Annotated in this window: 22 protein-coding genes and 1 rRNA gene; 18 read left to right on the plus strand and 5 right to left on the minus strand. The window is 72.4% G+C overall.

Annotated elements, in window-relative coordinates:
* From rrf to AB0399_RS03510, 9 genes are all read left to right on the plus strand, one after another.
* Positions 1 to 91, plus strand: a 5S ribosomal RNA gene (gene rrf, locus AB0399_RS03470); the annotation flags it as partial.
* 78 nt (positions 92 to 169) lie between these two features.
* Positions 170 to 817 (plus strand): HAD family hydrolase, encoded by a 648-nt coding sequence (locus tag AB0399_RS03475; RefSeq protein WP_366410088.1) that lies wholly within the window; start codon positions 170 to 172, stop codon positions 815 to 817.
* Between the two features lie 112 nt (positions 818 to 929).
* The gene (locus AB0399_RS03480) at positions 930 to 2,324 is read left to right on the plus strand and encodes an MFS transporter (RefSeq protein WP_366410089.1); all 1,395 of its coding nucleotides are present in this window, start codon (positions 930 to 932) and stop codon (positions 2,322 to 2,324) included.
* Positions 2,293 to 3,480, plus strand: a complete 1,188-nt coding sequence (locus tag AB0399_RS03485; protein ID WP_366410090.1) for an acetoin utilization protein AcuC — start codon at positions 2,293 to 2,295, stop codon at positions 3,478 to 3,480. The genes AB0399_RS03480 and AB0399_RS03485 overlap by 32 nt, the downstream gene beginning before the upstream one ends.
* 101 nt (positions 3,481 to 3,581) lie before the next feature.
* Entirely contained in the window at positions 3,582 to 4,382 is an 801-nt protein-coding gene (locus AB0399_RS03490; RefSeq protein WP_366410168.1) for a phosphatase, read from the plus strand.
* Between the two features lie 129 nt (positions 4,383 to 4,511).
* Positions 4,512 to 4,724 (plus strand): helix-turn-helix domain-containing protein, encoded by a 213-nt coding sequence (locus AB0399_RS03495; RefSeq protein ID WP_202235362.1) that lies wholly within the window; start codon positions 4,512 to 4,514, stop codon positions 4,722 to 4,724.
* 146 nt (positions 4,725 to 4,870) lie between these two features.
* Complete coding sequence (locus AB0399_RS03500; RefSeq protein WP_003948845.1) at positions 4,871 to 4,969, plus strand: AURKAIP1/COX24 domain-containing protein; 99 nt, start codon at positions 4,871 to 4,873, stop codon at positions 4,967 to 4,969.
* A gap of 164 nt (positions 4,970 to 5,133) precedes the next feature.
* The gene (locus AB0399_RS03505) at positions 5,134 to 6,177 is read left to right on the plus strand and encodes an NAD-dependent epimerase/dehydratase family protein (RefSeq protein ID WP_329366066.1); all 1,044 of its coding nucleotides are present in this window, start codon (positions 5,134 to 5,136) and stop codon (positions 6,175 to 6,177) included.
* A gap of 112 nt (positions 6,178 to 6,289) precedes the next feature.
* The gene (locus AB0399_RS03510) at positions 6,290 to 7,504 is read left to right on the plus strand and encodes a 1-acyl-sn-glycerol-3-phosphate acyltransferase (protein WP_366410091.1); all 1,215 of its coding nucleotides are present in this window, start codon (positions 6,290 to 6,292) and stop codon (positions 7,502 to 7,504) included.
* Positions 7,505 to 7,597: 93 nt separating this feature from the next.
* Here the strand turns inward: AB0399_RS03510 and AB0399_RS03515 are convergent, their stop codons facing one another.
* The 3 genes from AB0399_RS03515 to AB0399_RS03525 all read right to left on the minus strand — a co-directional run bounded on the left by AB0399_RS03515 (position 7,598) and on the right by AB0399_RS03525 (position 11,346).
* Positions 7,598 to 8,962 carry a DUF5667 domain-containing protein gene (locus AB0399_RS03515; RefSeq protein WP_366410092.1) on the minus strand — a complete coding sequence of 455 codons (1,365 nt, stop codon included), beginning with the start codon at positions 8,960 to 8,962 and terminating at the stop codon, positions 7,598 to 7,600.
* Positions 8,963 to 9,160: 198 nt separating this feature from the next.
* Positions 9,161 to 9,961 (minus strand): ECF subfamily RNA polymerase sigma factor, BldN family, encoded by an 801-nt coding sequence (locus tag AB0399_RS03520; RefSeq protein ID WP_328467712.1) that lies wholly within the window; start codon positions 9,959 to 9,961, stop codon positions 9,161 to 9,163.
* 458 nt (positions 9,962 to 10,419) lie between these two features.
* Positions 10,420 to 11,346: an HAD-IB family hydrolase gene (locus tag AB0399_RS03525; protein ID WP_329366055.1), complete on the minus strand. Its 927-nt coding sequence runs from the start codon at positions 11,344 to 11,346 to the stop codon at positions 10,420 to 10,422.
* A gap of 83 nt (positions 11,347 to 11,429) precedes the next feature.
* On the opposite strand from AB0399_RS03525, the gene AB0399_RS03530 reads away from it, so the two are divergent.
* The 8 genes from AB0399_RS03530 to AB0399_RS03565 all read left to right on the plus strand — a co-directional run bounded on the left by AB0399_RS03530 (position 11,430) and on the right by AB0399_RS03565 (position 19,453).
* Positions 11,430 to 11,675 (plus strand): glutaredoxin family protein, encoded by a 246-nt coding sequence (locus AB0399_RS03530; protein WP_329366053.1) that lies wholly within the window; start codon positions 11,430 to 11,432, stop codon positions 11,673 to 11,675.
* Between the two features lie 223 nt (positions 11,676 to 11,898).
* The gene (locus tag AB0399_RS03535; RefSeq protein WP_329366050.1) at positions 11,899 to 12,576 is read left to right on the plus strand and encodes a 3'-5' exonuclease; all 678 of its coding nucleotides are present in this window, start codon (positions 11,899 to 11,901) and stop codon (positions 12,574 to 12,576) included.
* A 131-nt stretch (positions 12,577 to 12,707) separates the two neighbouring features.
* On the plus strand, positions 12,708 to 13,418 hold the full coding sequence (locus AB0399_RS03540; protein ID WP_103887072.1) for a redox-sensing transcriptional repressor Rex: 711 nt from the start codon (positions 12,708 to 12,710) through the stop codon (positions 13,416 to 13,418).
* Between the two features lie 73 nt (positions 13,419 to 13,491).
* A complete protein-coding gene (locus AB0399_RS03545; RefSeq protein WP_329366047.1) occupies positions 13,492 to 14,856 on the plus strand; it encodes a glutamyl-tRNA reductase in 1,365 nt (454 codons plus the stop codon).
* Positions 14,849 to 15,961: a hydroxymethylbilane synthase gene (gene hemC, locus AB0399_RS03550; protein WP_329366045.1), complete on the plus strand. Its 1,113-nt coding sequence runs from the start codon at positions 14,849 to 14,851 to the stop codon at positions 15,959 to 15,961. Before AB0399_RS03545 ends, hemC begins: the two co-directional genes overlap by 8 nt.
* A 71-nt stretch (positions 15,962 to 16,032) precedes the next feature.
* Positions 16,033 to 17,619, plus strand: a complete 1,587-nt coding sequence (locus AB0399_RS03555) for a uroporphyrinogen-III synthase (protein WP_366410169.1) — start codon at positions 16,033 to 16,035, stop codon at positions 17,617 to 17,619.
* Between the two features lie 204 nt (positions 17,620 to 17,823).
* On the plus strand, positions 17,824 to 18,810 hold the full coding sequence (hemB, locus tag AB0399_RS03560; protein WP_329366043.1) for a porphobilinogen synthase: 987 nt from the start codon (positions 17,824 to 17,826) through the stop codon (positions 18,808 to 18,810).
* A 91-nt stretch (positions 18,811 to 18,901) separates the two neighbouring features.
* A complete protein-coding gene (locus AB0399_RS03565; protein WP_366410093.1) occupies positions 18,902 to 19,453 on the plus strand; it encodes a hypothetical protein in 552 nt (183 codons plus the stop codon).
* A gap of 22 nt (positions 19,454 to 19,475) precedes the next feature.
* On the opposite strand, the gene AB0399_RS03570 is transcribed toward AB0399_RS03565, so the two are convergent.
* Together AB0399_RS03570 and argS are read right to left on the minus strand one after the other, a co-directional pair.
* Positions 19,476 to 20,447 (minus strand): DUF4253 domain-containing protein, encoded by a 972-nt coding sequence (locus tag AB0399_RS03570; protein ID WP_366410094.1) that lies wholly within the window; start codon positions 20,445 to 20,447, stop codon positions 19,476 to 19,478.
* 113 nt (positions 20,448 to 20,560) lie between these two features.
* Positions 20,561 to 22,336, minus strand: coding sequence for an arginine--tRNA ligase (gene argS, locus AB0399_RS03575; protein ID WP_329366037.1), 1,776 nt, complete (start codon positions 22,334 to 22,336; stop codon positions 20,561 to 20,563).
* 256 nt (positions 22,337 to 22,592) lie between these two features.
* Between argS and lysS the strand changes: the two genes are divergently transcribed.
* Positions 22,593 to 24,320: a lysine--tRNA ligase gene (gene lysS / locus AB0399_RS03580; protein ID WP_329366035.1), complete on the plus strand. Its 1,728-nt coding sequence runs from the start codon at positions 22,593 to 22,595 to the stop codon at positions 24,318 to 24,320.
* Positions 24,321 to 24,334: the final 14 nt, after the last annotated feature.

Consider the following 24,334-nt stretch of genomic DNA (forward strand, 5'->3'; position numbering starts at 1 on the left):
GCCCGGTTACATTCCGAACCCGGAAGCTAAGCCTTTCAGCGCCGATGGTACTGCAGGGGGGACCCTGTGGGAGAGTAGGACACCGCCGAACAATTTTTCAGCTCGGGTCCCCCGATTAATTCGGGGGACCCGAGCTTTTTTGCGTTCAGCACCCCTGTACGGTGAGCCCGTGCAGTACGACCTGGTGATCTTCGACAACGACGGCGTCCTGGTGGACAGTGAGCCGATCTCCAACCGCATCCTCGCGGACTGCCTCACCGCGGCCGGACACCCCACCACCTATGAGGACTCCCTCCGCGACTTCATGGGAGCCGCACCGCACCGTATCCACGATGTGGTGCGCGAGCGGTCGGGTGCGGAGTTGCCCGCCGACTTCGACGCGGCCTATCACGCGCAGGTCTTCGCCGCGTTCGAGCGGGAGCTGGAGCCGGTGGACGGCGTGGCGGTCATCCTGGAGAAGCTGGCGGCGGAAGGGGTGCCGTACTGCCTGGCGTCGTCCGGGGGGCATGAACGGATTCGGGTCGCCCTGCGGAAGACCGGGCTGTACGCACGGTTCGGGGAGGAGCGGATCTTCTCCGCGCAGGACGTGGGGCGTGGCAAGCCGGCGCCCGACCTGTTCCTGCACGCCGCACGTGAGATGGGGGTCGCCCCCGACCGGTGTGCCGTGGTGGAGGACAGCCGGCTGGGTGTGGCGGCGGCGCTCGCGGCCGGGATGGACGTGTACGGGTACACCGCGATGACGCCGGCCGAGAAGCTCGTGGGGGCGACGGCGCTCTTCCACACCATGGCGGAGCTCCCCGGACTGCTGTCCTGCTGACCGTTCCGGCGGCACGTGCCGCAGCAGGCGTGGCGGTCCGCACCGCACTCGGCAAGGAATCGTTTCCCCGGCCCCTACTCATCCGTAGCTTTCGCGCTTAGCCTGCTCGCTTATGGATGTCGCTCGCCCGCAGGCCCTGCGGCAAGGCCGAGCCGCCCTCGCGGTCAGCTTCTTCGCGCAGGGCGTGCTGTTCGCGTTGCTCGTGACCCGTATCCCCGCGATCCAGGACCGCTACGGGATCAGCGACGGACTGCTGCCGGTGTTCCTGGCGGCCGTGCCGATCCTGGCCGGCATCGGGAGCGTGCTGACCGAGCAGCTGGTGAAGCGGGTGCGGCCGAGCGTGGTGCTGCGCTGGGTGCAGCCGACGGTGGGGCTGGTGCTGGCCGGCCTGGGTGCCGGGGACCGGCTGTGGGTGGCGGCGGTGACGTTGGCGCTGTTCGGGGTGTGCGTCGGCGGGCTCGACGCGTCCATGAACATGCTGGGCGTGAGCCTCCAACGGGCCTGGGGGCAGAGCATCATGCTGGGTTTCCACGCCGCCTACAGCCTGGGCGGCATCGTGGGGGCGTCACTGGCCTGGTCGGGCGCGCACTGGCACTTCGCGCTGTTCTCGCTGTACGCGCCCGCGGCGCTGGTGCTGATCCCGCTGGCACTGACCGCGAGCCGCTGGTACCGCGACCAGCAGCCCGACGACGCGGCCGTGGCCGCCGCCTCCGGTGCCCAGGGCGCCCAGGCGCCCGATGGTGCCCGTGGCGCGGCCGGTGAGGGCCTGGCGGTGCCGTACGGCCCCGAGCCGCCCGCGTCGGCGACCGCGGGCCTTCCCGCCGCGTCCGGGGTGTCCGGGGTGTCCGGGGTGTCCGCCGCGTCCGACCCGGCCGGCGCGTACCCGGCCGTGCCCCGGGCCGTCCAGCAGGTCGCCATGCGGATGCTGCTGCCGCTGTGCCTGGTGATGGCGTTCGCGTACATCGGCGACTCGACGGTCTCCAACTGGAGCGCGAAGTACTTGCAGGACACCCTGCACAGTTCGGACCAGCTCTCCACGGTGCCGTACGCCGTGTACATGGTGACGACGCTGATCGGGCGGTCGGTCGGTGACCTCGGGGTGCGGCGGTTCGGGGCGGTCGCGGTGGTGCGGCTGGGCACCGTGGGGGCGGTGGCCGGGTTCGCGGTGGTGGCGGTGGCGCCGGGGCCCTGGGTGGGCATGCTCGGCTTCATGCTGCTCGGGCTCGGGTTGTGCGTGGTCGTGCCGCAGACCTTCGCCGCGGCCGGGCGGATGTTCCCCGACGCGTCGGACACGGCGATCGCACGGCTGAACATCTTCAACTACGTCGGGTTCCTGGTCGGGTCGCCGCTGGTGGGCGCGCTCGGCGACGCGTGGAGCTACCGCGGCGCCATGGTCGTACCGATGGTGCTGGTGGCGGCGACGCTGGTGTACGCGCGGTCATTCGCGGCCGGGCCCGCCGGGTACGGTGTCGGCCATGAGCGGCCGCGCACAGTTGATGTGGGATGACCAGGAGACGGCGTACGACTTCGGGGCCGGGCACCCGATGGACCCCGTGCGGCTCAAGCTGACCTGGGCCCTGGTGCGGGCGTTCGGCCTGGACGCGGGGTTGAAGGTGGTGGCGGCGCCGCCGGCCGGGGACTCGACGTTGGAACTGGTGCACCGGGCGGACTACGTGGCGGCCGTGCGCCGGGCCTCGGCGGACCCGCGGGCCGCGCAGGCCGGCGCGGAGGCGGGGTACGGGATCGGCAGCGTCGACAACCCGGCGTTCGCCGCGATGCACGACGCGTCCGCGCTGATCGCGGGGCAGTCGGTGGGTGCGGCCGAGGCGGTGTGGCGGGGCGAGGTCGAGCACGCGGTGAACTTCGCCGGCGGGCTGCACCACGCGATGCCGGGCCAGGCGGCGGGCTTCTGCGTCTACAACGACGTGGCGCTCGCGGTGGCGCGGCTGCTGGAGTTGGGCGCGGAGCGGGTGGTGTACGTGGACACGGACGTACATCACGGGGATGGCGTGCAGACGGTGTTCTGGGACGATCCGCGGGTGCTGACGATCTCGCTGCACGAGACGCCGCGCACGCTCTTCCCGTATGCCAGCGGGTGGCCGGAGGAGACCGGCGGGGCGGCGGCGGAGGGCGGCGCGGTGAACGTGGCGCTGCCGGCCGGGACCGGGGACGCGGGCTGGCTGCGGGCGTTCCACGCGGTGGTGCCGGAGTTGGTGGCGGCGTTCCGGCCGCAGGTGCTGGTGTCGCAGCACGGCGTGGACACCCACGTGGAGGACCCGCTGGCGCATCTCGCGGTGTCGCTGGACGCGCAGCGGGTGGTCGCGGAGGCGTGCCACCGGCTGGCGCACGAGCACGCGCAGGGGCGCTGGTTGGCGCTGGGCGGCGGCGGTTACGCCGTGGCGGACGTGGTGCCGCGGGCGTGGACGCATCTGGTGGCGATCGCGGCGGGGACGCCGGTCGCGCCGCAGACGCTCGTGCCGCAGGAGTGGCAGGAGCAGGCGTACGCGCTGACCCGGACGTCGGTGTCGGCGCGGATGACGGACGGGGCGGCGGCGCGCTGGACGGAGTTCGACGACGGCGGGTACGACCCGGCGTCGCGGCTGGACCAGGCGGTGCTGGCGACGCGGCGGGCGGTCTTCCCGCTGCACGGGCTGCTGCCGTAGCCGCGGTCGCGGCCCGGTGCCGGACCCGGCGCCCCACCCGTGGGAGTGATTTCGGAGGGTTCGTCATGCGCCGGGCGCACGACGTGGGCAGGATCGGCCGGGTGGTGAGTGTGGGTGCGCTGCGCGCACATCTGGTGGCGGTGGGGCTCGCGGGCCGGGTGGGCACCGCGCGGGAGCAGAGCCTGGTGAACTACGGGCTGTTCGCGGCGCGTGATCCTCGGCAGACCTGCGGGCTGGAACCCGACGGCGAGTGGGGGCGGGCGGAGTTGCTGCGGTTGATGGCCGACCGGTGCGGGGTGTCGGCCGATCCGGGGCAGACGTCGGGGCCGGACGCGATCGATCCGGACCGTACGGTGGCGGCGCTGGACGCCTTCGCGGAACGCCTGGCACGGGCGGCGCACGACCGCGTACCCGTCCTGTTGGGCACAGGACATCCACATCGTCTCCTTGGTTTCTACGCAACTTTGGCCGCCGCTCTGTCGGCGGCCGGGTGCCAAGTACTCACCCCGCCCTACGCTCGCTGCATGCGTATGTCCACACACTTCGGCGTACGCGCACACCGCCTCGGCTACGTCGGAGGGGTGGCTCTGGTGCGTTCGGAGGGGGCGGAGCGCGGGGCGCACACGCACTCGCCGCTGCCGGTCCGGGCGGCGCTCGCGGCGGCTGCCGAACAGGACGGGATATTGCCGAAACTGGTGGTCGGAGACCATGGATTCGTCTGCGGGGCAGGGCAGTTGGGCATCGAGGCGATCGGTCTGGGGGACTGCGACGACCCCGCGGTTTTCGTCGCGGAAGCGGAGGGCAGGGTGTCGGTGGCCGTACCACTCGACGACACCGCTCGCTCGGACTACTACCGGCCGGTCACCCGCTACGTGTTGAAGAGTGCGTGGCTCGCACAGTAGTCAACCCTTCGCAACTCCTCTTCCCCACTCGCATCATCCGCCCCTAATCTGAGGGGGAGCGCACATGCCTGTTTGGAGTCGCCGGAGGGGAAGCCGGTGGCCGTCATGTGCGGAAGGTTCAGGTGTGTCATGGCTGTAACTGAAAGTCGGCCTCTCAACGAGGTCGTGTTCCTCACCGTCGCCGAAGTCGCGGCGGTAATGAGGGTGTCGAAGATGACCGTGTACCGGCTGGTGCACAGCGGTCATCTGCCGGCGATTCGCGTGGGTCGGTCCTTCCGGGTTCCGGAGCAGGCCGTGCACGAGTACCTGCGGGAATCCTATGTGGGGGTGGAGTCTGCCTGAGCTGCCCGAGGCGGCCCGGTAACGGGCCGGTGACGGACCGCGTGGGCCTCGGTTACGTTCGTCCGCTCGGGGCGGGTAGGCTTGGCCGACGTAGGTCGTGTGGGCTCGGACGCCCCGCACCGAGTGAAACCGAAGCGAGGGTTGTCGTGGGCTCTGTCATCAAGAAGCGGCGTAAGCGTATGGCGAAGAAGAAGCACCGCAAGCTTCTGAAGCGGACGCGTGTTCAGCGCCGTAACAAGAAGTAAGCGAGCTTTTTGCCGCTCTCCTGCCCCCTTCCTCCGCCTGATTCAGGGTGGTCGAAGGGGGCAGTGGCATGTACGGGGGCCGGTCGGGGCGCGGGGGCGTTTCGTCACCGTCGCGCAACAGCGGCGGGGTACGGTGACAGCATTCCCCGAGGAAGGCGCTGAACGTGGGCAAGGTGGTGCTCGTCACCGGAGTCGCGCGGCAGCTCAGCGGGCGGTTCGTCCGGCGTGTGCAGCGTGAGCCCGAGGTCGACCGGGTGGTCGCGGTCGACGCGGTGCCGCCGGAGCACGACCTGGGGGACGCGCAGTTCGTGCGGGCCGACATCCGGCAGCCGATGATCGGCAAGGTGCTGGCGCGGCACTCCGTGGACACCGTGGTGCACCTGGACGTCAGCGGCACCCCGCTGGGCTCCGGCGGCCGCACCCAGGCCAAGGAGACCAACGTCATCGGCACGATGCAGCTGCTGGGCGCGTGCCAGAAGGCGCCGACCGTCCGGCGGCTGGTGGTGAAGTCCACCACGAGCGTCTACGGTTCCGCGCCGCGCGACCCGGCGGTGTTCAGCGAGACCACCCCGGTCAAGTCGCTGCCCAGCGGCGGCTTCGCGAAGGACGCGGTCGAGGTCGAGGGGTACGTCCGCGGCTTCGCCCGGCGCCGGCCCGACGTGGCGGTGGCGGTGCTGCGGTTCGCGAACATCCTCGGCCCGCGGGCGGACACCCCGCTCGCGGAGTTCTTCGACCTGCCGGTGCTGCCCACCGTGTTCGGGTACGACCCCAGGTTGCAGTTCGTGCACGAGGACGACGTCAACGAGGTGCTGGTGGTCGCGGCCACGGAGGCGCGGCGCGGGACGCTCAACAGCGGCACGTTCAACATCGCGGGCGACGGGGTGCTGCTGCTGTCGCAGACCGCGCGGCGGCTGGGCCGTCCGACCGTGCCGGTGCTGCTGCCCGCGGTGACGTGGGTGGGCCGGATGCTGCGGACCGCGGGCGTGACGGACTTCTCCAGCGAGCAGATCCGGCTGCTCACCCACGGCCGGGTGGTCGACACCCGGCAGATGCGGGAGACGCTGGGCTTCCACGCCGCGTTCACCACTGCGGAAACGTTCCACGACTTCGCCCGCACCCGGCAGCCCGGCCTGCTGCCGCCCGCACGGGTGGCGGCCGCGGTCGACGAGGTGGCGGCCAGGGTGCGGCGTACGGAGCCGGCGCGATGACGGTGGACGTGGCGGCGGTGGATGCGGTGACGGCGGATGCGGTGGACGCGGTGACGGCGGTGGACGGCGTGGGATCGATGCGGGGGCCGGAGCGGCAGAAGGAGCGGCAGCCATGACGGACGCGAAGGTCATTCCGTTCGGGGATGACGCCCGTCGCCGCGGCAGTGGTGGCGGCAGTGGTGGCGCAGGAGCCGGGGCGCGGCGGTCGCGGAGCCGGGAGCGCAAGGCGGGCCCGCCGGGGGCGGGCCAGACGGCCGAGGGGGGCGCCCAGGCGCCGCTGGCGGCCGTACCGGAGGAGGGCCCGGGGATTCCGGCGCAGGCGGACGGGTCGGAGCCGGCAGGGCCGGGGGAGGGCCCGCACGGCGGCACCGCGGCCGAGGGGCCGGCGGCCGGCACGAGCGGTGCCGGCGACTCCGGAGGCCCGGGGTCCGATCAGGGCGCACCGCTGGCCGCGGCGCTCGGCGCGGTCGCCGACCGGCTGCTCGGCGGGCCGTGGGAGCGGAAGGTCGCGGCCGGGCTGTCGTTCCTGCGCCGGCGGGTGACCGGGGACTACGACGTCGACGAGTTCGGTTTCGACGCCGACCTCACCGACCAGGTGCTGCTGTCGCTGCTGCGCCCGCTGTACGAGGGGTACTTCCGGGTCGAGGTCAAGGGCATCGAGAACATCCCCGCGGAGGGCGGCGCCCTGGTGGTGTCGAACCACTCCGGGACGCTGCCGTTCGACGCGCTGATGACCCAGGTCGCCGTGCACGACCACCACCCGGCCGGGCGGCACCTGCGGCTGCTGGCCGCGGACCTGGTGTTCGTGCTGCCGGTCATCAACGAGCTGGCGCGCAAGGCCGGACACACCCTGGCCTGCTCGGAGGACGCGCAACTGCTGCTGGAGCGGGGCGAGGTGGTCGGGGTGATGCCCGAGGGCTTCAAGGGCCTGGGGAAGCCCTTCTCCGAGCGGTACAAGCTCCAGCGGTTCGGGCGGGGCGGGTTCGTGGCGACGGCCCTGAAGACGAAGGTGCCGATCGTGCCGTGCTCGGTGGTGGGCGCGGAGGAGATCTACCCGATGGTGGGCAACTCCCGCACGCTCTCCCGCGTCCTCGGCGTCCCGTACTTCCCGCTCACGCCGACCTTCCCCTGGCTCGGCCCGCTCGGCCTGGTCCCGCTGCCGACCAAGTGGACGATCCAGTTCGGCGAGCCGATCCCCACGGAGTCGTATCCGCCGGAGGCCGCGGACGACCCGATGCTCGTCTTCAACCTGACCGACCAGGTCCGCGAGACCATCCAGCACACGCTGTACGAGCTGCTGGTGGAGCGGCGGTCGGTGTTCTTCTGAGCGCCGTCTTGCGGAGATCGGGGGCGGGTACGCGTCGGGGGCGGGTGGTCCGGGTGGACCGTCCGCCCCCGACGCGTGCCGTGATGCGTGCCGTCAGCCCTGGTCGTCGCTGCTGGTCAGGCCGAGACCGGGGAGGAGACCGGGGAGCAGCGGGGGCAGCTCGACGGAGTGGTGCGGCGAGCTGGGGGTCTCCGTCGGGGTCGCCCCGGGGATGCCGGGGAGGGTGGGCTGCGTGTCGAGCAGCTTGCCGGAGCCGCCGATGAGACCGTCGGGAGCGCTGTCGGAGGGCGAGGGGCTGGGGCTCTGCCCGCTGTCCTCTCCGGCCGTGCCCTTCGTGGTGGTCGTCGCCGACGGGCTGCCCGAGGGACCGCTGCCGGGGATGCCGCCGTCGTGACCGGTCCCGGAGCCGTCCGCGCCGTGGGTGGCGGGTGTGCCGGGGCGGTCCTTCTGCGGCAGGGACAGCGGCGCGACCTCTGCGTCTATGGCGTCGAAGAGCGAGGTCACCTGGTCGGAGACGTCGGTGAGCTGGCTGGGCAGCTTGCCGCTCAGGTCGGCCCAGCCCTGCCGGTGGCTCTCCGCGAAGGTGTTCAGCAGCTCCATCGGCTGGAGCGAGCCGTCCTTCTGGTAGGCCGCGGTGAGCAGGCGGTGCCCCTCGGACACCTCCTGGTGCATCCCGGAGAGCGCCTTGCGCACCTCGCCGACCGACTCGCTGTCGAGCTGGCCGCCGCGCCCGCGGTCCATCAGCCGGCGGGCCTCCTGCATGCGGGTGGACGCCATGTCGAGGTAGACCTTGCCCCGGGAGGAGTCGCTGCCCGCCATGTCCAGCTTGATGTCCTCCATGCTGCGCTTGAGGCCGTAGAGGCTGTCACCGGGCAGGGCGTTGGTGCTCGCCGCCGCGACGCCGCCGAAGGCACCGGCGGCGACTCCCATGGTGAGCCCGCCGACCGCGATCCGGCGTGACAGCCGGGAGCGCGGGGCGAGCTTGCGCAGCGCGGCCGCGGGTGCTCGCCTGGGGCTCTCGCCGCGTTGCTCGGGCACCCGGGCGGTGGCGCGGAAGCTGCCGTCGGCGATGGCCTGCTCCATGGCGGCGATCAGCTGGGCGCGCTGCACCGTTTTCTGCTCGGGGTCCATCGCGGGGCGGGGCCGCCGGCCGAGCACCTCGGCGAGCGCGACCATCGAGACCTGCTCGGGGTCGGCGTGCCGGTCGGCGGCATGGGAGCCGTGCCCTCCGCCGGCGCTGTGCGCGCCGCCGTGGCCGCCGTGCTCGCCATGGCTGCCCGTACCGGCACCCGCGCCGGAACCGCGGGCACCGGACCCGTGGCCGTCGGCACCGCCGTCCGTACCGGTACCGGCGCCGTGCCCACCGGTGGTCTCCTCGCGGCCGCCGTCAAGCCCGGCGTCCTCGACCGCCTGGGCGAAGGCGTTCGCCCGACGGTGTGCCGTTGCCTGTCCGATCACGGGCGGCACCTCCTCTCGTCTCCACACTCGACTCCTCCCGCCGTCTGGAAGGTTGCCCTCTCCCAGGCCGTCCACCCGATCGGGTGAAAAACGGTGAGCGGCGTGCGGCGCGGAAGTGTCTGCATGTGTTGCAACGAGTGCCGGTCCGGTTGGGTTACGCAGGTCTGATGATCGGGCAGGGTGAACCGTACGCGGTGCTCATCTGGCGTCTTCGGGCAGCAGGCGGGCCAGGGTGCGCACCGCGCGGTACTGGAGCGTCTTGATGGCGCCCTCGTTCTTCCCCATCACCCGGGCGGTCTCGGCCACCGACAGGCCCTGCAGGAAGCGCAGGGTGATGCACTCCTGCTGCTGCGGGTTGAGCTTGCGGACGGCGGTGAGCAGCGCCTCGTTGGAGAGCTGTTCCAGGACCGATTCCTCGGGGCTGCGGGCCACCTCGTTGGCGTCCAGCATTTCGCCGGTGGTCACTTCGAGTCGGAACCTGCTCGACTTGAAGTGGTCGGCGACCAGGTTGCGGGCGATCGTGACCAGCCACGCGCCGAAGTCGCGGCCCTGCCAGGTGAAGGTGCCGATACGGCGCAGGGCGCGCAGAAAGGTCTCGCTGGTCAGGTCCTCGGCGGTGGCCTTGGAGCCGACCCGGTAGTAGATGTACCGGTAGACGGTGTCGCTGTAGTGGTCGTAGAGCCGCCCGAAGGCCTCGGTCTCGCCGCTCTGCGCGGCTTCGACCAGGTCCATCATGCGGCCGCTGTCGGTGTCCGACGCGGGCCGGCGGGCGTGGGCGCCCTTGTCGGCGGCGCTCTGGCCGCGCTGCGGGCTGCTGTTGCGGGTGCGTCTGCCTGCGGCGGTGCTGACTTCGGCCAGGGCGTAAGCCGAGCCGGGGACGGTGGGACCGGACGTGGCGAGGGCGGGCACGGCGAACGCGGGGACACGCGGCAACTGGTCGGAGACCAGAGCGCGCAGCGCAGCCAGGCCGGAGGTGACAACCCCGTCGTGTGGGTACACGGGACTCCCAGAGGCAGAACTTCCATCACGTGCAGTACGGGACCGTTCACCCGTCGTGGCGACGTGTGGGTACCGGAATGCGTCTGAGGAGAATAACGCTTCGTACAGGCGACGCTACACCGAGTTGTGGAATTCGCCGTTTCCGGCACTTCCTGTGCGGAATCGTGATCGACCAATTATCGAACAGGGCACCCGAGTTGACCACTTGCAGTCGTGAAGCGCTCGTGTGAAGCGCGTGTTGTGCTCGTGTCGAAGTCGGCGAAGCGAGCCGCGTGTTCGACGGAGCGAGCCATGCGGGGTGGCCGCGGTCGGCCGCGCCGGGGCGTACGCGGGCGGACCGTGAGGGGGCGGGGCGAACGAGGGCGGGTCGAACGGCGGCGGGCCGTACGGGAGCGGGGTCCGGGTCTCCGCGGTCGGGCCGGGCGGCGCGGGTTGGTGCGGTTGGTGCGGGCTCGCCGTCAGCGGTAGCGCCGGCGCACGGCCACCGCCGCCAGCACCCCACCGGTCACCGCGCCCATGCCCGCGGCCGCGGGAATCCCGATCTTCGCGGCCTTGCGCCCCGTGCGGTAGTCGCGCAGCCGCCATCCCTCGGCCCGCGCGTGCTTGCGCAGCGCGCTGTCGGGGTTGACCGCGTACGGGTGTCCGACCAGCGAGAGCATCGGGATGTCGTTGGTGGAGTCGCTGTAGGCCGCGCACCGCGACAGGTCGAGGTCCTCGGCCGTCGCCAGCGCCCGTACCGCCTCGGCCTTGGCCGGGCCGTGCAGGGGTTCGCCGACCAGCCGGCCGGTGTAGACGCCGTCGACGGACTCGGCGACGGTGCCCAGCGCCCCGGTCAGGCCGAGCCGGCGGGCGATGATCGTGGCGGTCTCCACGGGCGCGGCCGTGACCAGCCAGACCCGCTGCCCGGCGTCGAGGTGGGCCTGGGCGAGCGCGCGGGTGCCGGGCCAGATCTTGCCGGCCATGTACTCGTCGTAGATCTCCTCGCCGATGCTCATCAGCTCCTCGACCCGGTGCCCCTTGACGATGGACAGCGCGCTGTCGCGGGCGTCCTGCATGTGCTCGGGGTCCTCGGAGCCGGCCAGCCGGAAGTACGCCTGCTGCCAGGCGAACCGGAGCAGGTCGCGCTTGTCGAAGAACTTCCGCTTGTACAGCCCGCGGCCGAAGTGGAAGAGCGCGGCGCCCTGCATCACGGTGTTGTCGAGGTCGAAGAAGGCGGCGGCCCGCGGGTCGCCCGCCACCGGGAACTGCGGCTCCTCGGTTTCGGCCGCCGCGTCGCCGGACCGCGCCTCGCTGCCGAGCGCGGCCTCCGCGGCGGCCTCTCCTGCCAGCACGCTCCGCTCGGTGGCGGACTGCTTACGGGGGGTGAGCCATTTGAGAGCGGCCATGTCGCGAGCATAACCAGATCGGGGGGCGGGTCGGCTGCGGCCGGGATGCGGGCGCGTGAACGGCGCGGGACACAATGGCGGGTATGACGACGACCCCGAAGACGGTGACCTTGATCGGCAAGCCCGGCTGCCACTTGTGCGACGACGCCCGAGCCGTGATCGAGAAGGTCGCCGCGGAGACGGGCGCGGCCGTGGCCGAGCAGGACATCACCCAGGACGCGGAGTTGTACGACCGTTACTGGGAGCAGATCCCGGTGGTGCTGGTCGACGGCGAGCAGCACACCTTCTGGCGGGTCGACGAGCGGCGGCTGCGCGCGGCGCTGGCCTGAGCGGGCGCTGAGCCCGACCCCGCGCGCACCTGACCCGACCTGGCCCGACCCGGCGCTCACCTCACCTGGCGCACGGCCCCGGCCGCCCGACCCGGCGCTCGGACACGTGAATCCGTGCACGAACCCCGGGGCATTTTGAGCGGATTGCCTACGGAGCCGCGTATTCGATTACCATCAGGGGCGTTTTGTACACCCGGGGGCGATGCGTGAGGAGTGTGGGCACGTGCTTCCGGGCCGGAGTCAGGGTTCGTACGGCTATGCCGTCGTGGACTTGGAGGCGACCGGCTCGTCCTCGCACCGGCACCGGGTGGTGGAGTTGGCGGTGCTGCTGCTGGACCCGGACCTGGTGCCGCAGGGCGAGTTCACCACGCTGATCGACCCGCAGGGACCGGTCGGCCCCACCCACATCCACGGCATCGAGCCGGAGCACCTGAGCGGGGCGCCGCGGTTCTCCGCGATCGCCGCCCGGCTGCTGGCGCTGCTGCGCGGCCGGGTGCTGGTCGGCCACAACGTCGGCTGTGACCGGGCCTTTCTGGTCGCGGAGTACGCGCGGCTGGGCCTGCGGCTGCCCGCGGTGCCCGAGGTGTGCACGATGCGGATCGCGGCGGCGGCCGGCGGCGGCCCCGCGCCGTACGGGCTGTCGCTGCGGGCCCGCGCCGCCGCGATCGGGCTCACCGACTGGAGTCCACACACCGCGCTCGGTGACGCCCGCGCCACGGCGGCGCTGCTGGCCCACCACGCCCCGCAACTGCCCGGCCTGTCCGAGCTGCTGGCGACCGCGGCCGGGCTGCGGTGGCCGGAGCCGTCCGACCTGCCGGCGGCGGCGGACGGCCTGTGGGTTCGGCGCAGCAACGATTCGGCACGGCGAACAGTGCCGAATGTCCGGCATGGGCATGCGTGATGCCCATCACTTCCGCCGGGCAAATCGGACACCATCTTTGTGCACGCGTTCACAAAGACATAGCCTGGCGTCCACGGGGCGTCCCCAAAGACCGTGGTCGCCCTCAGCCCAGCTCTACCCGCAGGAGCACCGTGGCAACTGGCCGAACACACCGACCGGCGACCCGCGGCCGAGGAATTCCCGAGGCCACCGTCGCCAGGCTTCCGCTGTATCTGCGGGCACTGACAGCACTCTCGGAGCGCTCCGTGCCCACCGTCTCCTCGGAAGAACTCGCCGCCGCCGCCGGAGTCAACTCCGCGAAGCTGCGCAAGGACTTCTCCTACCTCGGCTCCTACGGGACGCGCGGGGTCGGATACGACGTGGAGTACCTCGTCTACCAGATCAGCCGGGAACTCGGCCTCACCCAGGACTGGCCGGTCGTCATCGTCGGTATCGGCAACCTCGGCGCCGCGCTCGCCAACTACGGCGGGTTCGCCTCCCGGGGCTTCCGGGTCGCCGCGCTGCTGGACGCCGACGCGGGCCTGGCCGGGCGCCTGGTCGCGGGCCTGCCGGTGCGGCACATCGACGAACTCGAGGCGATCGTCGCGGACAACCAGGTGTCCATCGGGGTGATCGCGACCCCGGCCGGCGCCGCCCAGGAGGTCACCGACCGCCTCGTCGCGGCCGGCGTCACCTCGATCCTCAACTTCGCCCCGACCGTGCTGTCGGTGCCCGACGGGGTCGACGTGCGCAAGGTCGACCTCTCCATCGAACTGCAGATCCTCGCCTTCCACGAGCAGCGCAAGGCCGGTGAGGAACGCCAGGACCCGGACGGTGACGTACCCGCCGTGATGCCGGCATGAGCGAGCGCAGCGAGAGCACCCTCGGAAGGTGCGCCCCGGCCGCGGGCCGGCCCGAGCACAGCGGGAGGCGCGCATGAGCCTCCTTGTCGTCGGGCTGAGCCACCGCACCGCGCCGGTCAGCGTCCTCGAGCGCGCCGCGCTGCCCGAGGGCGCGCGCGCCAAGCTGCTCCAGGACACGGTGGCCTGCGAACCGGCCACCGAGGCCGCGGTGCTGGCCACCTGCAACCGCATAGAGCTGTACGCCGACGTCGACAAGTTCCACGCCGGGGTGGCCGAACTGACCACGCTGCTCGCCCAGCACAGCTCCGCCGGCCTGGACGAGCTGACCCCGCACCTGTACGTGCACTACGAGGACCGGGCCGTCCACCACCTGCTGTCGGTGGCCTGCGGGCTGGACTCCATGGTGGTCGGCGAGGGCCAGATCCTCGGCCAGATCAAGGACGCCCTCGCCCTCGGCCAGCAGCAGCACACCGCCGGGCGCCTGCTCAACGACCTGTTCCAGCAGGCGCTGCGAGTCGGCAAGCGGGCCCACTCCGAGACCGGCATCGACCGCGCCGGACAGTCCCTGGTCACCTTCGGACTGTCCCAACTGGCCCCCGCCACCGGCCCGCTCGACGGCCGCAGCGCCCTGGTGGTCGGCGCCGGATCGATGTCCTCGCTCGCCGCGGCGACCCTCGCCCGGGCCGGCGTCCGCGAGTTGGCGATCGCCAACCGCACCGTCGAACGCGCCCAGCGGCTGGCCCGCGCGCTCGCCGACCAGCACCCCGGCCTGAGCACCCGCGCCCTCACCATCGCCGACGTGCCCGACGCCGTCGCGCAGGCCGACCTCGTGGTGTCCTGCACCGGCGCCACCGGCCTGGTGCTGACCGCGGACGACCTGCGGACCGCCGTCGCCCGCCGCACCGGCGAAGGACCGCTGGCCGTACTGGACCTGGCGATGCCGCGGGACGTGGACTCGGCCGCCCACCAGCTCGACGGCCTGCACTTCGCGGACATCGAGTCGCTCGCCGCGGCCTCCGCCGACGCCCCGATGGCCGCCGACGTGGACCAGGTGCGGGCGATCGTCTCCCAGGAGGTCGCCGCCTTCGGCGCGGCCCAGCGGGCGGCCCGGATCACCCCCACCGTGGTGGCGCTGCGCGCGATGGCGGCCGACGTCGTGGCGGGTGAACTTTCCCGACTCGACGGTAGGCTGCCCGATCTGGACGACAAGCAGCGCGCCGAGATCACCCAGACGGTACGCCGTGTGGTGGACAAACTCCTGCACGCTCCGACCGTGCGGGTCAAGCAGCTTGCCGGTGAGCCCGGCGGCGCCGGGTACGCCGACGCGCTGCGTGAACTCTTCGACCTCGACCCGCAGGCGGTCGCCGCCGTCAGCCGGGCCGACACCCGGCCGCCGACCCGGGTGGCACAGAACCGAATCGAGGCGGGCAATGAGTAACCCTGCGGGGCCGGGACCGGAAACGGTGCGGCCGTCGGCCGCGGCCCCCGGACCGATCGGCGCCGGTGCCGCCACCGCGGAGGCGGGCCCGGCAACGGACCGGCCCGCGCCGGCCGCTGACGTGCGCGCGCCCCACCGCGACTCCGCCTCCGGCGGGCGACCGCTGCGGCTGGGCACCCGCCGCAGCAAGCTCGCGATGGCGCAGTCCGGCATGGTCGCCGACCAGGTACGGCAGTTGACCGGCCGGCCGGTCGAGCTCGTGGAGATCACCACCTACGGCGACGTCTCCAAGGAGAGCCTGGCCCGCATCGGCGGCACCGGGGTGTTCGTCTCCGCGCTGCGCGACGCGCTGCTCACCGGCGGGATCGACTTCGCCGTGCACAGCCTCAAGGACCTGCCCACCGCCGAGCCCGACGACCTGGTCCTGGCCGCGATCCCGGTCCGCGAGGACCCCCGCGACGCGCTGGTGGCCCGTGACGGCCTCACCTTCGCCGAGCTGCCGCCCGGCGCCAAGGTCGGCACCGGCTCGCCGCGCCGCATGGCGCAGCTCAACGCGTGGGCACGGTCACACGATCTGGACATCGAGACGGTCCCGATCCGTGGCAACGTTGACACCCGAATCGGGTACGTTACTTCAGGCACGCTCGACGCGGTCGTGCTGGCCGCCGCCGGGCTGAACCGTATCGGCAGGCTCGCCGAGGCGAGCGAGCTGATCGACACCAGCGTCAGCCTGCCCGCTCCCGGACAGGGGGCACTGGCCGTCGAGTGCGCCGCCTCCAACCAGGAGTTGGCCGCACAGCTCGCCGAACTCGACGACCCGTTCACCCGGGCCGCCGTGACCGCCGAGCGATCCCTGCTCGCCGCCCTTGAGGCCGGTTGCTCCGCCCCCGTGGGCGCGCTGGCCGACCTCGTGGCCGACGGGCAGTTTACCGAGCTGCGCCTGCGCGGCGTCGTCGGCACCACCGACGGCACCTCGCTGGTGCAGATGTCCACCACCGGTCCCGTACCGGCGTCGGACGACGAGGCGCGGGCCGTTGGCCGCGAACTCGCCGTGGCGATGCTCGCCAAGGGTGCGGCCGGTCTTATGGGGGAGCGCACATCTTGAACCCCGCCGCCGTCGCTACAACCAACCCGGCCGGCACCGCCGCCGGTCCGGCCGTACCAGCAGCCGGGCACGTGACCTTCCTCGGTGCCGGGCCCGGTGACCCGGGCCTGCTGACTCTGCGCGCCGTCGAGGCACTCGCCCTCGCCGACGTGCTCGTCGGCGCCGGACACGTGCTCGACGTCGTCCGCGGCCATGCCCGCGCCGACGTGGGCACGGCCGAACCCGCCGTCAACGGTGAGGTGTTGGACACCGCCGACGCCGCCGCTGCTGCCTCACAGCTTGTCATGTCGTCCGCGCGCACCGGTAAGCGGGTGGTACGCGCGGTGGCCGGCGACCCCGGTCTGGACGCGTCCACGGCCGAGGAGATGCTGGCCTGCGCCCACGCGGGCATCCCGTTCGAGGTCGTCCCCGGCGTCGCCGCCGCCCTCGGCGTGCCCGCGTACGCCGGCGTGCCGCTCAGCGGCGACGTCCGGTTCGTGGACGCGTCCACCGCCTCCGACCAGTGCTGGGGCGAGGTCGGCGCGAGCTCCGCGACGCTGGTGGTCTCCACCACGCTGCAGACCGTCGCTGCGGCCGCCGCCGAACTCGTCGCCGCCGGGCGCAAGCCCGACACCGCGCTGACCGTCACCGTGGCCGGCACCACCACCCGGCAGCGCACCTGGAGCGCCACCCTGGCGACCATCGCGGCCGAGCTGAAGGCGACCAAGGCGCTGCCGACGCCCGAGGGGCCGATCGCCGCGATAGCCGTGGTCGGCGAGCCCACCGCGTACCGGCGGCAGCTGTCCTGGTTCGAGACCAAGCCGCTGTTCGGCTGGCGGGTCCTGGTGCCGCGCACCAAGGAGCAGGCCGCCTCCCTGTCGGACCAGTTGCGCTCCTACGGCGCGGTCCCGCACGAGGTGCCGACCATCGCGGTCGAACCCCCGCGCACCCCGCAGCAGATGGAGCGCGCGGTCAAGGGCCTGGTCACCGGTCGCTACGAATGGATCGCGTTCACCTCGGTCAACGCGGTCAAGGCGGTCCGGGAGAAGTTCGAGGAGTACGGCCTGGACGCCCGGGCGTTCGCCGGGATAAAGGTCGCCGCCGTCGGCGAGCAGACCGCGCAGGCGCTGGTCGAGTTCGGCGTCAAGCCGGACCTGGTGCCCAGCGGTGAGCAGTCCGCCGCCGGGCTGCTGGAGGACTGGCCGCCCTACGACCCGGTCTTCGACCCGATCGACCGGGTGTTCCTGCCGCGCGCCGACATCGCCACCGAGACGCTCGTCGCCGGTCTGGTGGAACTCGGCTGGGAGGTCGACGACGTCACCGCCTACCGCACGGTGCGCGCCTCGCCCCCGCCGGCCGAGACCCGCGAGGCGATCAAGGGCGGCGGCTTCGACGCGGTGCTGTTCACCTCGTCCTCCACGGTGCGCAACCTCGTCGGGATCGCCGGCAAGCCGCACAACGTGACCGTCATCGCCTGTATCGGCCCCGCGACCGCGAAGACGGCGGAGGAGCACGGGCTGCGGGTGGACGTGATGGCTCCCGAGCCGTCCGTGCACGCGCTCGCGCAGGCGCTCGCGGAGTTCGGGCGGGCACGACGTGCCGCGGCCGAGGAAGCGGGCGATCCTGTCACGCGGCCCAGCGAGCGTCGGCCGGGTGCCCGGCGCCGCTCCCGGGTCTGACGGGCCCCTCCGGGGTGGATGGTCCCGTCGGTTCCGGGACCACCCACCAGTGGATGGTCCCGGAACCGGCGTGCAGGGCACCCCGGAGGGTCAGGGCCGCCCCGGGAGCACCGACTTTGCGTCGGGAAGAGCACCCTGCGTACGGGCGTACCGTGGAAAGCCTGGTACAGATCCGCACCCTTCTCCTGAAAGGCGGCGCAGCCGATGAGCAGCCGATACGGCGAGTTCCCTGGAGCGCGGCCCAGGCGCCTCCGGACGACCCCCGCGATGCGCCGCCTGGTTGCCGAGACACGCCTGAACCCGGCGGAGCTGATCCTCCCGATGTTCGTGCGGGAGGGCGTCAGCGAGCCGGTCGAGGTCTCCTCGATGCCCGGAGTGGTCCAGCACACCCGTGACAGCCTCCGCAAGGCCGCCGTGGAGGCGGCCACCGCCGGTGTCGGCGGGCTGATGCTCTACGGCGTGCCCGAGACCAAGGACGCGGTGGGCAGCGCCGGCACCGACCCGGACGGCATCCTCCAGCAGGCGATCCGTGACGTGGTGGCCGAGGTCGGGGACGCGGCCGTGGTGATGTCCGACCTGTGCCTGGACGAGTACACCGACCACGGCCACTGCGGCGTGCTGGACGACCAGGGCCGGGTCGACAACGACGCGACGCTGGAACGTTACGCCGAGATGGCCCGGGTGCAGGCCGACGCCGGCGTCCATGTGGTCGGCGCGTCCGGGATGATGGACGGCCAGGTCGGTGTGACGCGCGACGCACTCGACGAGATAGGCCGCCAGGACGTGGCGATCCTCGCCTACACCGCCAAGTACGCCTCCGTGTTCTACGGCCCCTTCCGCGAGGCGGTCAACTCCTCGCTCCAGGGCGACCGAAAGACGTACCAGCAGGACCCGGCGAACTTCCGGGAGTCGATGCGCGAACTGGCACTCGACCTCGCGGAGGGCGCGGACATGGTGATGGTCAAGCCCGCGTTGCCGTATCTTGACGTGCTGAGGAAGGTCGCGGACACCGTCGACGTGCCGGTCGCGGCGTACCAGATCTCCGGTGAGTACGCGATGGTCGAGGCCGCGGCCGCGAACGGCTGGATCGACCGGGAGCGTGCGATCCTGGAGACGCTGACGTCGATCCGGCGGGCGGGTGCGAACCTGATCCTGACCTACTGGGCCACGGAAGTCGCCCAGCGGCTGTAGCGGCCGCGGTGGTCGTACGGCCCGAGCGGCCGCGGGACCGCGGCGGTCATGACGGCCGCCGGGCGCGTGTTGAGGAAAGGGGAGGGGTCCGATGAGCCGGGGCATACCCTCGTGGGCAACGGTGAGCGGGCTGACCGCTGCGGCGATGGCCGCGGTGTCGGTGCTCGCGATCCAGGCCAGCGGATCGTCCCCGAGCGGCAAGCCGACCGCCGCCGGGCCCACCCCGCACCCCACCGCGACCAAGCAGCATGCCCCGCAGGCCCCGCCGCCGGTGCCCCCGCACTCGGACACCGGCAAGCGGATCGTCTACTCGCTCTCCCAGAACCGCGTGTGGGTGGTGCCGCGCTCCGGCCCGACCTCCACCTTCCTGGTGCAGCCGGGTACGGTGCCGGCCCAGGTGGGCACCCACTACGTGACCGGGCGCAACGCCACCGGCACCGGTGCGGACGGCGTGAAGGTCGAGCACCTGGTGTTCTTCGAGTACACCGCCGAGACCTGGGTGGCCTTCTCCGCCCCGGTCAACGACAAGGTGACGGCGCCCTCCTCCTCGCTGCACACCGGCGCCATCCGTGCCCACCGCGCCGACGAGACGAAGATCTGGAACAACACGGTCATCGGGTCCACGGTCGTCGTCCTGAAGTGAGCGCGCGCCCGGCCGGCCCGCCTCAGTCCCACCAGAAGGTCCAGACCCCCTCGTCCACCAGGGACTTGGCGTAGGCGCGCAGGGTGCCGGGGCCCTGGGTGATGTTGTCCGGGCAGAAGGAGAGGTGCTCGGCGGCGACGGCCTCGGCCTCCTCGACGGTGGTCGGCGGGGCGGCGACGGTGGCGGTCAGCGTGGCGAAGCCGAGGGCGACCACGCGCAGGCCGAAACGGTCCTCCCAGGAACGCAGCACCGCGCACAGCCGGGCGACGTCGTGCTCGTGGTTGACCGGGCCGGTCCAGCCGATGGCGGCGGGGACGTCGGCGCTCCGGCGGGCGTACACCAGGGCCGCGCGGGGGTCCCGCAGGCGGCCGGAGCCGGTGAGCGCCGCGGTGAGTTCGGCGGCGACCGCGTCGGGCCGGCCGGCGGCGGCCTCGGCGGAGGTGAGCAGCTTCGGGGCGAGGCCGGGGAAGGCGGGGCCGAACGGGGCGACCAGGTCGCGCAGTTCGTCGTCCCACTCCGCGTCCGCCGGGTCGTCGTCGTGGTCCGCGGGGCCGGCGTCCGCGTCCTCGGCCGTGTCGTCATCGCGGTCCGCGGATACGTCTGCGTCTGCGGATACGTCTGCGTCTGAGTCTGAGTCTGAGTCCGTGTCCGCGGCTTCGGCGCACAGCGGCCAGGCGTGGGCCAGGACCTCCTCGGCGTCATGGTGGCCCGGATACGACATCGCGCCAGGGTCCAACTCCCAGGTGGCGACGTCCTCCATGCTGGGTATCCCCCCGGACTCCAGCAGCACCGGCAGCAGGCCCACCGCCCGGGCCGCCGCCGGCTCCGGCCAACTGCCGGGCCCGGTCGGGGTGTCAGCGTGCCAGAGCAGCGGCTCGTGCCAGGTCCCATCGCAGGTGGTGTCTACCAGTCGCCCCGGCGGCAGCCGCAGGCCGAGAGCGGCACCGCTGAGGTCGTCCGTGAGCCGGGGGAGGGGGTTCGGAAGCATCGCCATGCCGAGACTCTAGGACCGGGCCGCGACAGCGTCCGCACCGCGGTCCTCGGCCCCCGCCCGGGCCCGACCCGCACCGCGGTCCCCGGCGCGCACCGAGGACCGCGGGCACGGTCCTACAGGCGCTCGGGGCTGCGGATGCCCAGCAGTTCCAGGCCCTTGCTCAGGGTGCGGCCGGTCAGTTCGCACAGCAGCAGGCGGTTCTCCACCTGCGCCGGGCCGCCGTCCGCGGTCAGCACCGGGCACTGCTCGTAGAACGTGGTGAACAGCGAGGCGAGTTGGAAGAGGTACGACGCCAGCCGGTGCGGCTCGTAGCTCTCCGCGACCTCCGCGAGGCTGTCCCCGAACGCGTCCAGGTGCAGCCCCAGCGCGCGCTCGGCCGGCTCCAGGGCCAGCTCCGGGTGGGCGACGGGCCGCTGGTCGGCGCCGGCCTTCCGGAAGATGGACCGGGTCCGGGCGTACGCGTACTGGAGGTAGACGCTGGTGTCGCCGTTGAGCGAGACCATCCGGTCCAGGTCGAAGATGTAGTCCCGGCCCAGCGAGGTGGACAGGTCGGCGTACTTGACCGCGCCGATGCCGACCTGCCGGCCGTTGTCCACGATCTCCTGCTCGGACAGGCCGATCTTCTCGCCCTTCTCCCGCACCACCGCGGTGGCCCGCTCGACGGCCTCGTCGAGCAGATCCTCCAGCTTCACGCTGGCACCGGCCCGGGTCTTGAACGGCTTGCCGTCCGCGCCCAGCACGGTGCCGAACGGGAGGTGCCGCGCCACCACGCCGTCGGTGAGCCAGCCGGCCCGCCGGGCGGTCTCGAAGACCATCCGGAAGTGCAGCGACTGCCGCACGTCCACGACGTAGAGCAGGGTGTCGGCGTGCAGGTCGCCGGTGCGGTTCCGGATCGCGGACAGGTCGGTGGCCGCGTACCCGAAGCCGCCGTCCGACTTGCGGACGATCAGCGGGACCAGCTCGCCGTCCTTGCCCTTGATGTCGTCGAAGAAGACGCACAGCGCGCCCTCCGAGCGCACCGCCACGCCGGACTTCTCCAGCAGCTCGCAGGTCTCGACCAGCATGTCGTTGTACCCGGACTCGCCGACGATGTCCTCGTCGGCGATCTCGATGTCCAGCTTGTCGTAGACCGAGAAGAAGTAGATCTTCGACTCGTCGACGAACCGCTGCCAGGTCGCCAGCGTCTCGGGGTCGCCCGCCTGGAGGTCGACCACCCGGCGCCGGCCCCGCTCCTTGAACGCCTCGTCGGCGTCGAAGAGGGCGCGCGACGCTTTGTACAGCCGGTCGAGCCGGGACATGGACGCCTCGCCCGAGTCCGCGTCGGCGCCCTCGGTGTGGTCCAGCGCGTGCGGGTGCTCCAGCAGGTACTGGATCATCATGCCGAACTGGGTGCCCCAGTCGCCGATGTGGTGGCGCCGCACCACCCGCTCGCCCGCGAACTCCAGGATCTTCACGATCGCGTCGCCGATCACCGAGGAGCGCAGGTGGCCGACGTGCATCTCCTTCGCCACATTCGGCTGTGCGTAGTCGACGACGGTGGTGCCGGGGGCGGCCTTCTCGGGCACGCCGAGCCGGTCGTCCGCCACGCGCAGGGCGAGGTTCGCGGTGATCGCGGAGTCGGGCACGCTGATGTTCAGGAAGCCGGGGCCGGAGACCTCGACCTGGCCGACCACCTCGTCCGTGGGCAGCGCGGCGAGCACGGCCGCGGCCAGCTCCCGCGGATTGGCCTTCGCCCGCTTGGCCAGACCCAGCACGCCGTTGGCCTGGAAGTCCGCCCGGTCGCTACGTCGCAGCAGCGGGTCGGCGTCGACGGCCGACGGCACCGCGGCCGCGAGGGCGGCGGAGACGCGCTGCTGGAGCGAAGCGGAGAGGGAAGCGACCGAGGCCATGGAGGTGCCGTTCCGTGTGTCGGGGAGATCGGACGTGCTACGGCGACGTAGCAGCATCATTGTCCCATGGGCCCCGCGACCGGCTCACCCGGTTATCCACAGGCCGCACGGTCGCCGTCGGGTTATCCACAGGCGGGATTATCCGCTGGCGAGCGGAGGCGCCAGGTCTGGGAGAATGAACGTGCCGGGCCGCTCCGGCCGCCGGGGCCCAGGCCCCGCGAAAAACCATCGGAAACCCCCCAGGAAGAAGAGGACCGTGGCTGCAAGCACCGAGGCCGACTGGGTCTCCCGTTTCGCGGACGACGTCATCGCCGAGGCGGAGCGCCGCGCCCCCGGGAAACCCGTTGTCGTCGCGTCCGGGCTCAGCCCCTCCGGCCCGATCCATCTGGGAAACCTGCGGGAGGTCATGACCCCCCACCTGGTGGCCGACGAGATCCGCCGCCGCGGCATCGAGGTGCGCCACCTGATCTCCTGGGACGACTACGACCGGTACCGCAAGGTGCCCAAGGGCATTCCCGGGATCGACGACTCGTGGGCCGAGCACATCGGCAAGCCGCTGACGTCGGTGCCCGCCCCCGCCGGCTCCGCGTACCCGAACTGGGCGGAGCACTTCAAGGCCGCGATGACCGACGCGCTCGCCGTCCTCGGCGTGGAGTACGACGGCATCAGCCAGACCGCGCAGTACACCGCGGGCGCCTACCGGGACCAGGTGCTGCACGCGATGCGGCACCGCGCCGACATCGACGCCATCCTCGCGCAGTACCGCACGAAGAAGCCCGCGCCCGCCGCCAAGCAGGGCCAGAAGCCGGTGGACGACGCGGAGCTGGCAGCGGCCGAGGGCTCGGGAGCCGCCGCGGAGGACGACGGCAGCGGCACCGGTGCCGAGTACTACCCCTACAAGCCGTACTGCGCGCAGTGCGGCAAGGACCTCACCACCGTCACCGGATACGACGACGAGACCACCGAGCTGACCTACACCTGCGCCTGCGGCCACTCCGAGACGGTCCGGCTCAGCGAGTTCAACCGCGGCAAGCTGGTCTGGAAGGTCGACTGGCCGATGCGCTGGGCGTACGAAGGGGTGGTCTTCGAGCCGTCCGGCGTCGACCACTCCTCGCCCGGGTCGTCCTTCCAGGTCGGCGGGCAGATCGTCGGACCGATCTTCGGCGGGAAGCAGCCGATCGGGCCGATGTACGCGTTCGTCGGCATCTCGGGGATGGCGAAGATGTCCTCCTCCAAGGGTGGCGTGCCCACCCCGGGAGACGCGCTGAGGATCATGGAGCCGCAGATCCTGCGCTGGCTCTACGCCCGCCGCCGTCCCAACCAGTCCTTCAAGATCGCCTTCGACCAGGAGATCCAGCGGCTGTACGACGAGTGGGACGCGCTGTCCCGCAAGGTCGCCGACGGCACCGTGCTGCCCGCCGACGCCGCCGCGTACGGCCGGGCGGTCGGCACCGCCCGCGGCGAACTCCCGCGCACCGTCCGCCCGCTGCCGTACCGCACCCTCGCCTCGGTCGCCGACGTGACCGCGGGCGCCGAGGCCCAGACGCTGCGCATCCTCTCCGAGCTGGACCCGGAGCACCCGCTCACCTCGCTCGACGAGGTGCGGCCCCGCCTGGACCGTGCCGAGGACTGGATCTCGACCTACGTCCCGGCCGAGCAGCGGACCGTGGTCCGCGACCAGCCGGACACCGACCGTCTCGCCGCACTCGACGACGCCGACCTCGGCGCGCTGAAGCTGCTGCTCGACGGGCTGGAGTCGCACTGGTCGCTGGACGGCCTGACCACCCTCGTCTACGCGGTGCCGAAGATCCGGGCCGGCCTCGCGCCCGACGCCAAGCCGACGCCCGAACTCAAGGTGGCCCAGCGGTCGTTCTTCGTGCTGCTCTACGAACTGCTGGTCGGCCGGGACACCGGTCCGCGGCTGCCCACCCTGCTGCTGGCCGTGGGCCAGGACCGGGTGCGTTCGCTGCTGGGCGGTGCCTGACCGGCCCCAGCGGG

Source organism: Streptomyces sp. NPDC088194 (assembly GCF_040702025.1).
Taxonomy (GTDB): Bacteria; Actinomycetota; Actinomycetes; order Streptomycetales; family Streptomycetaceae; genus Actinacidiphila.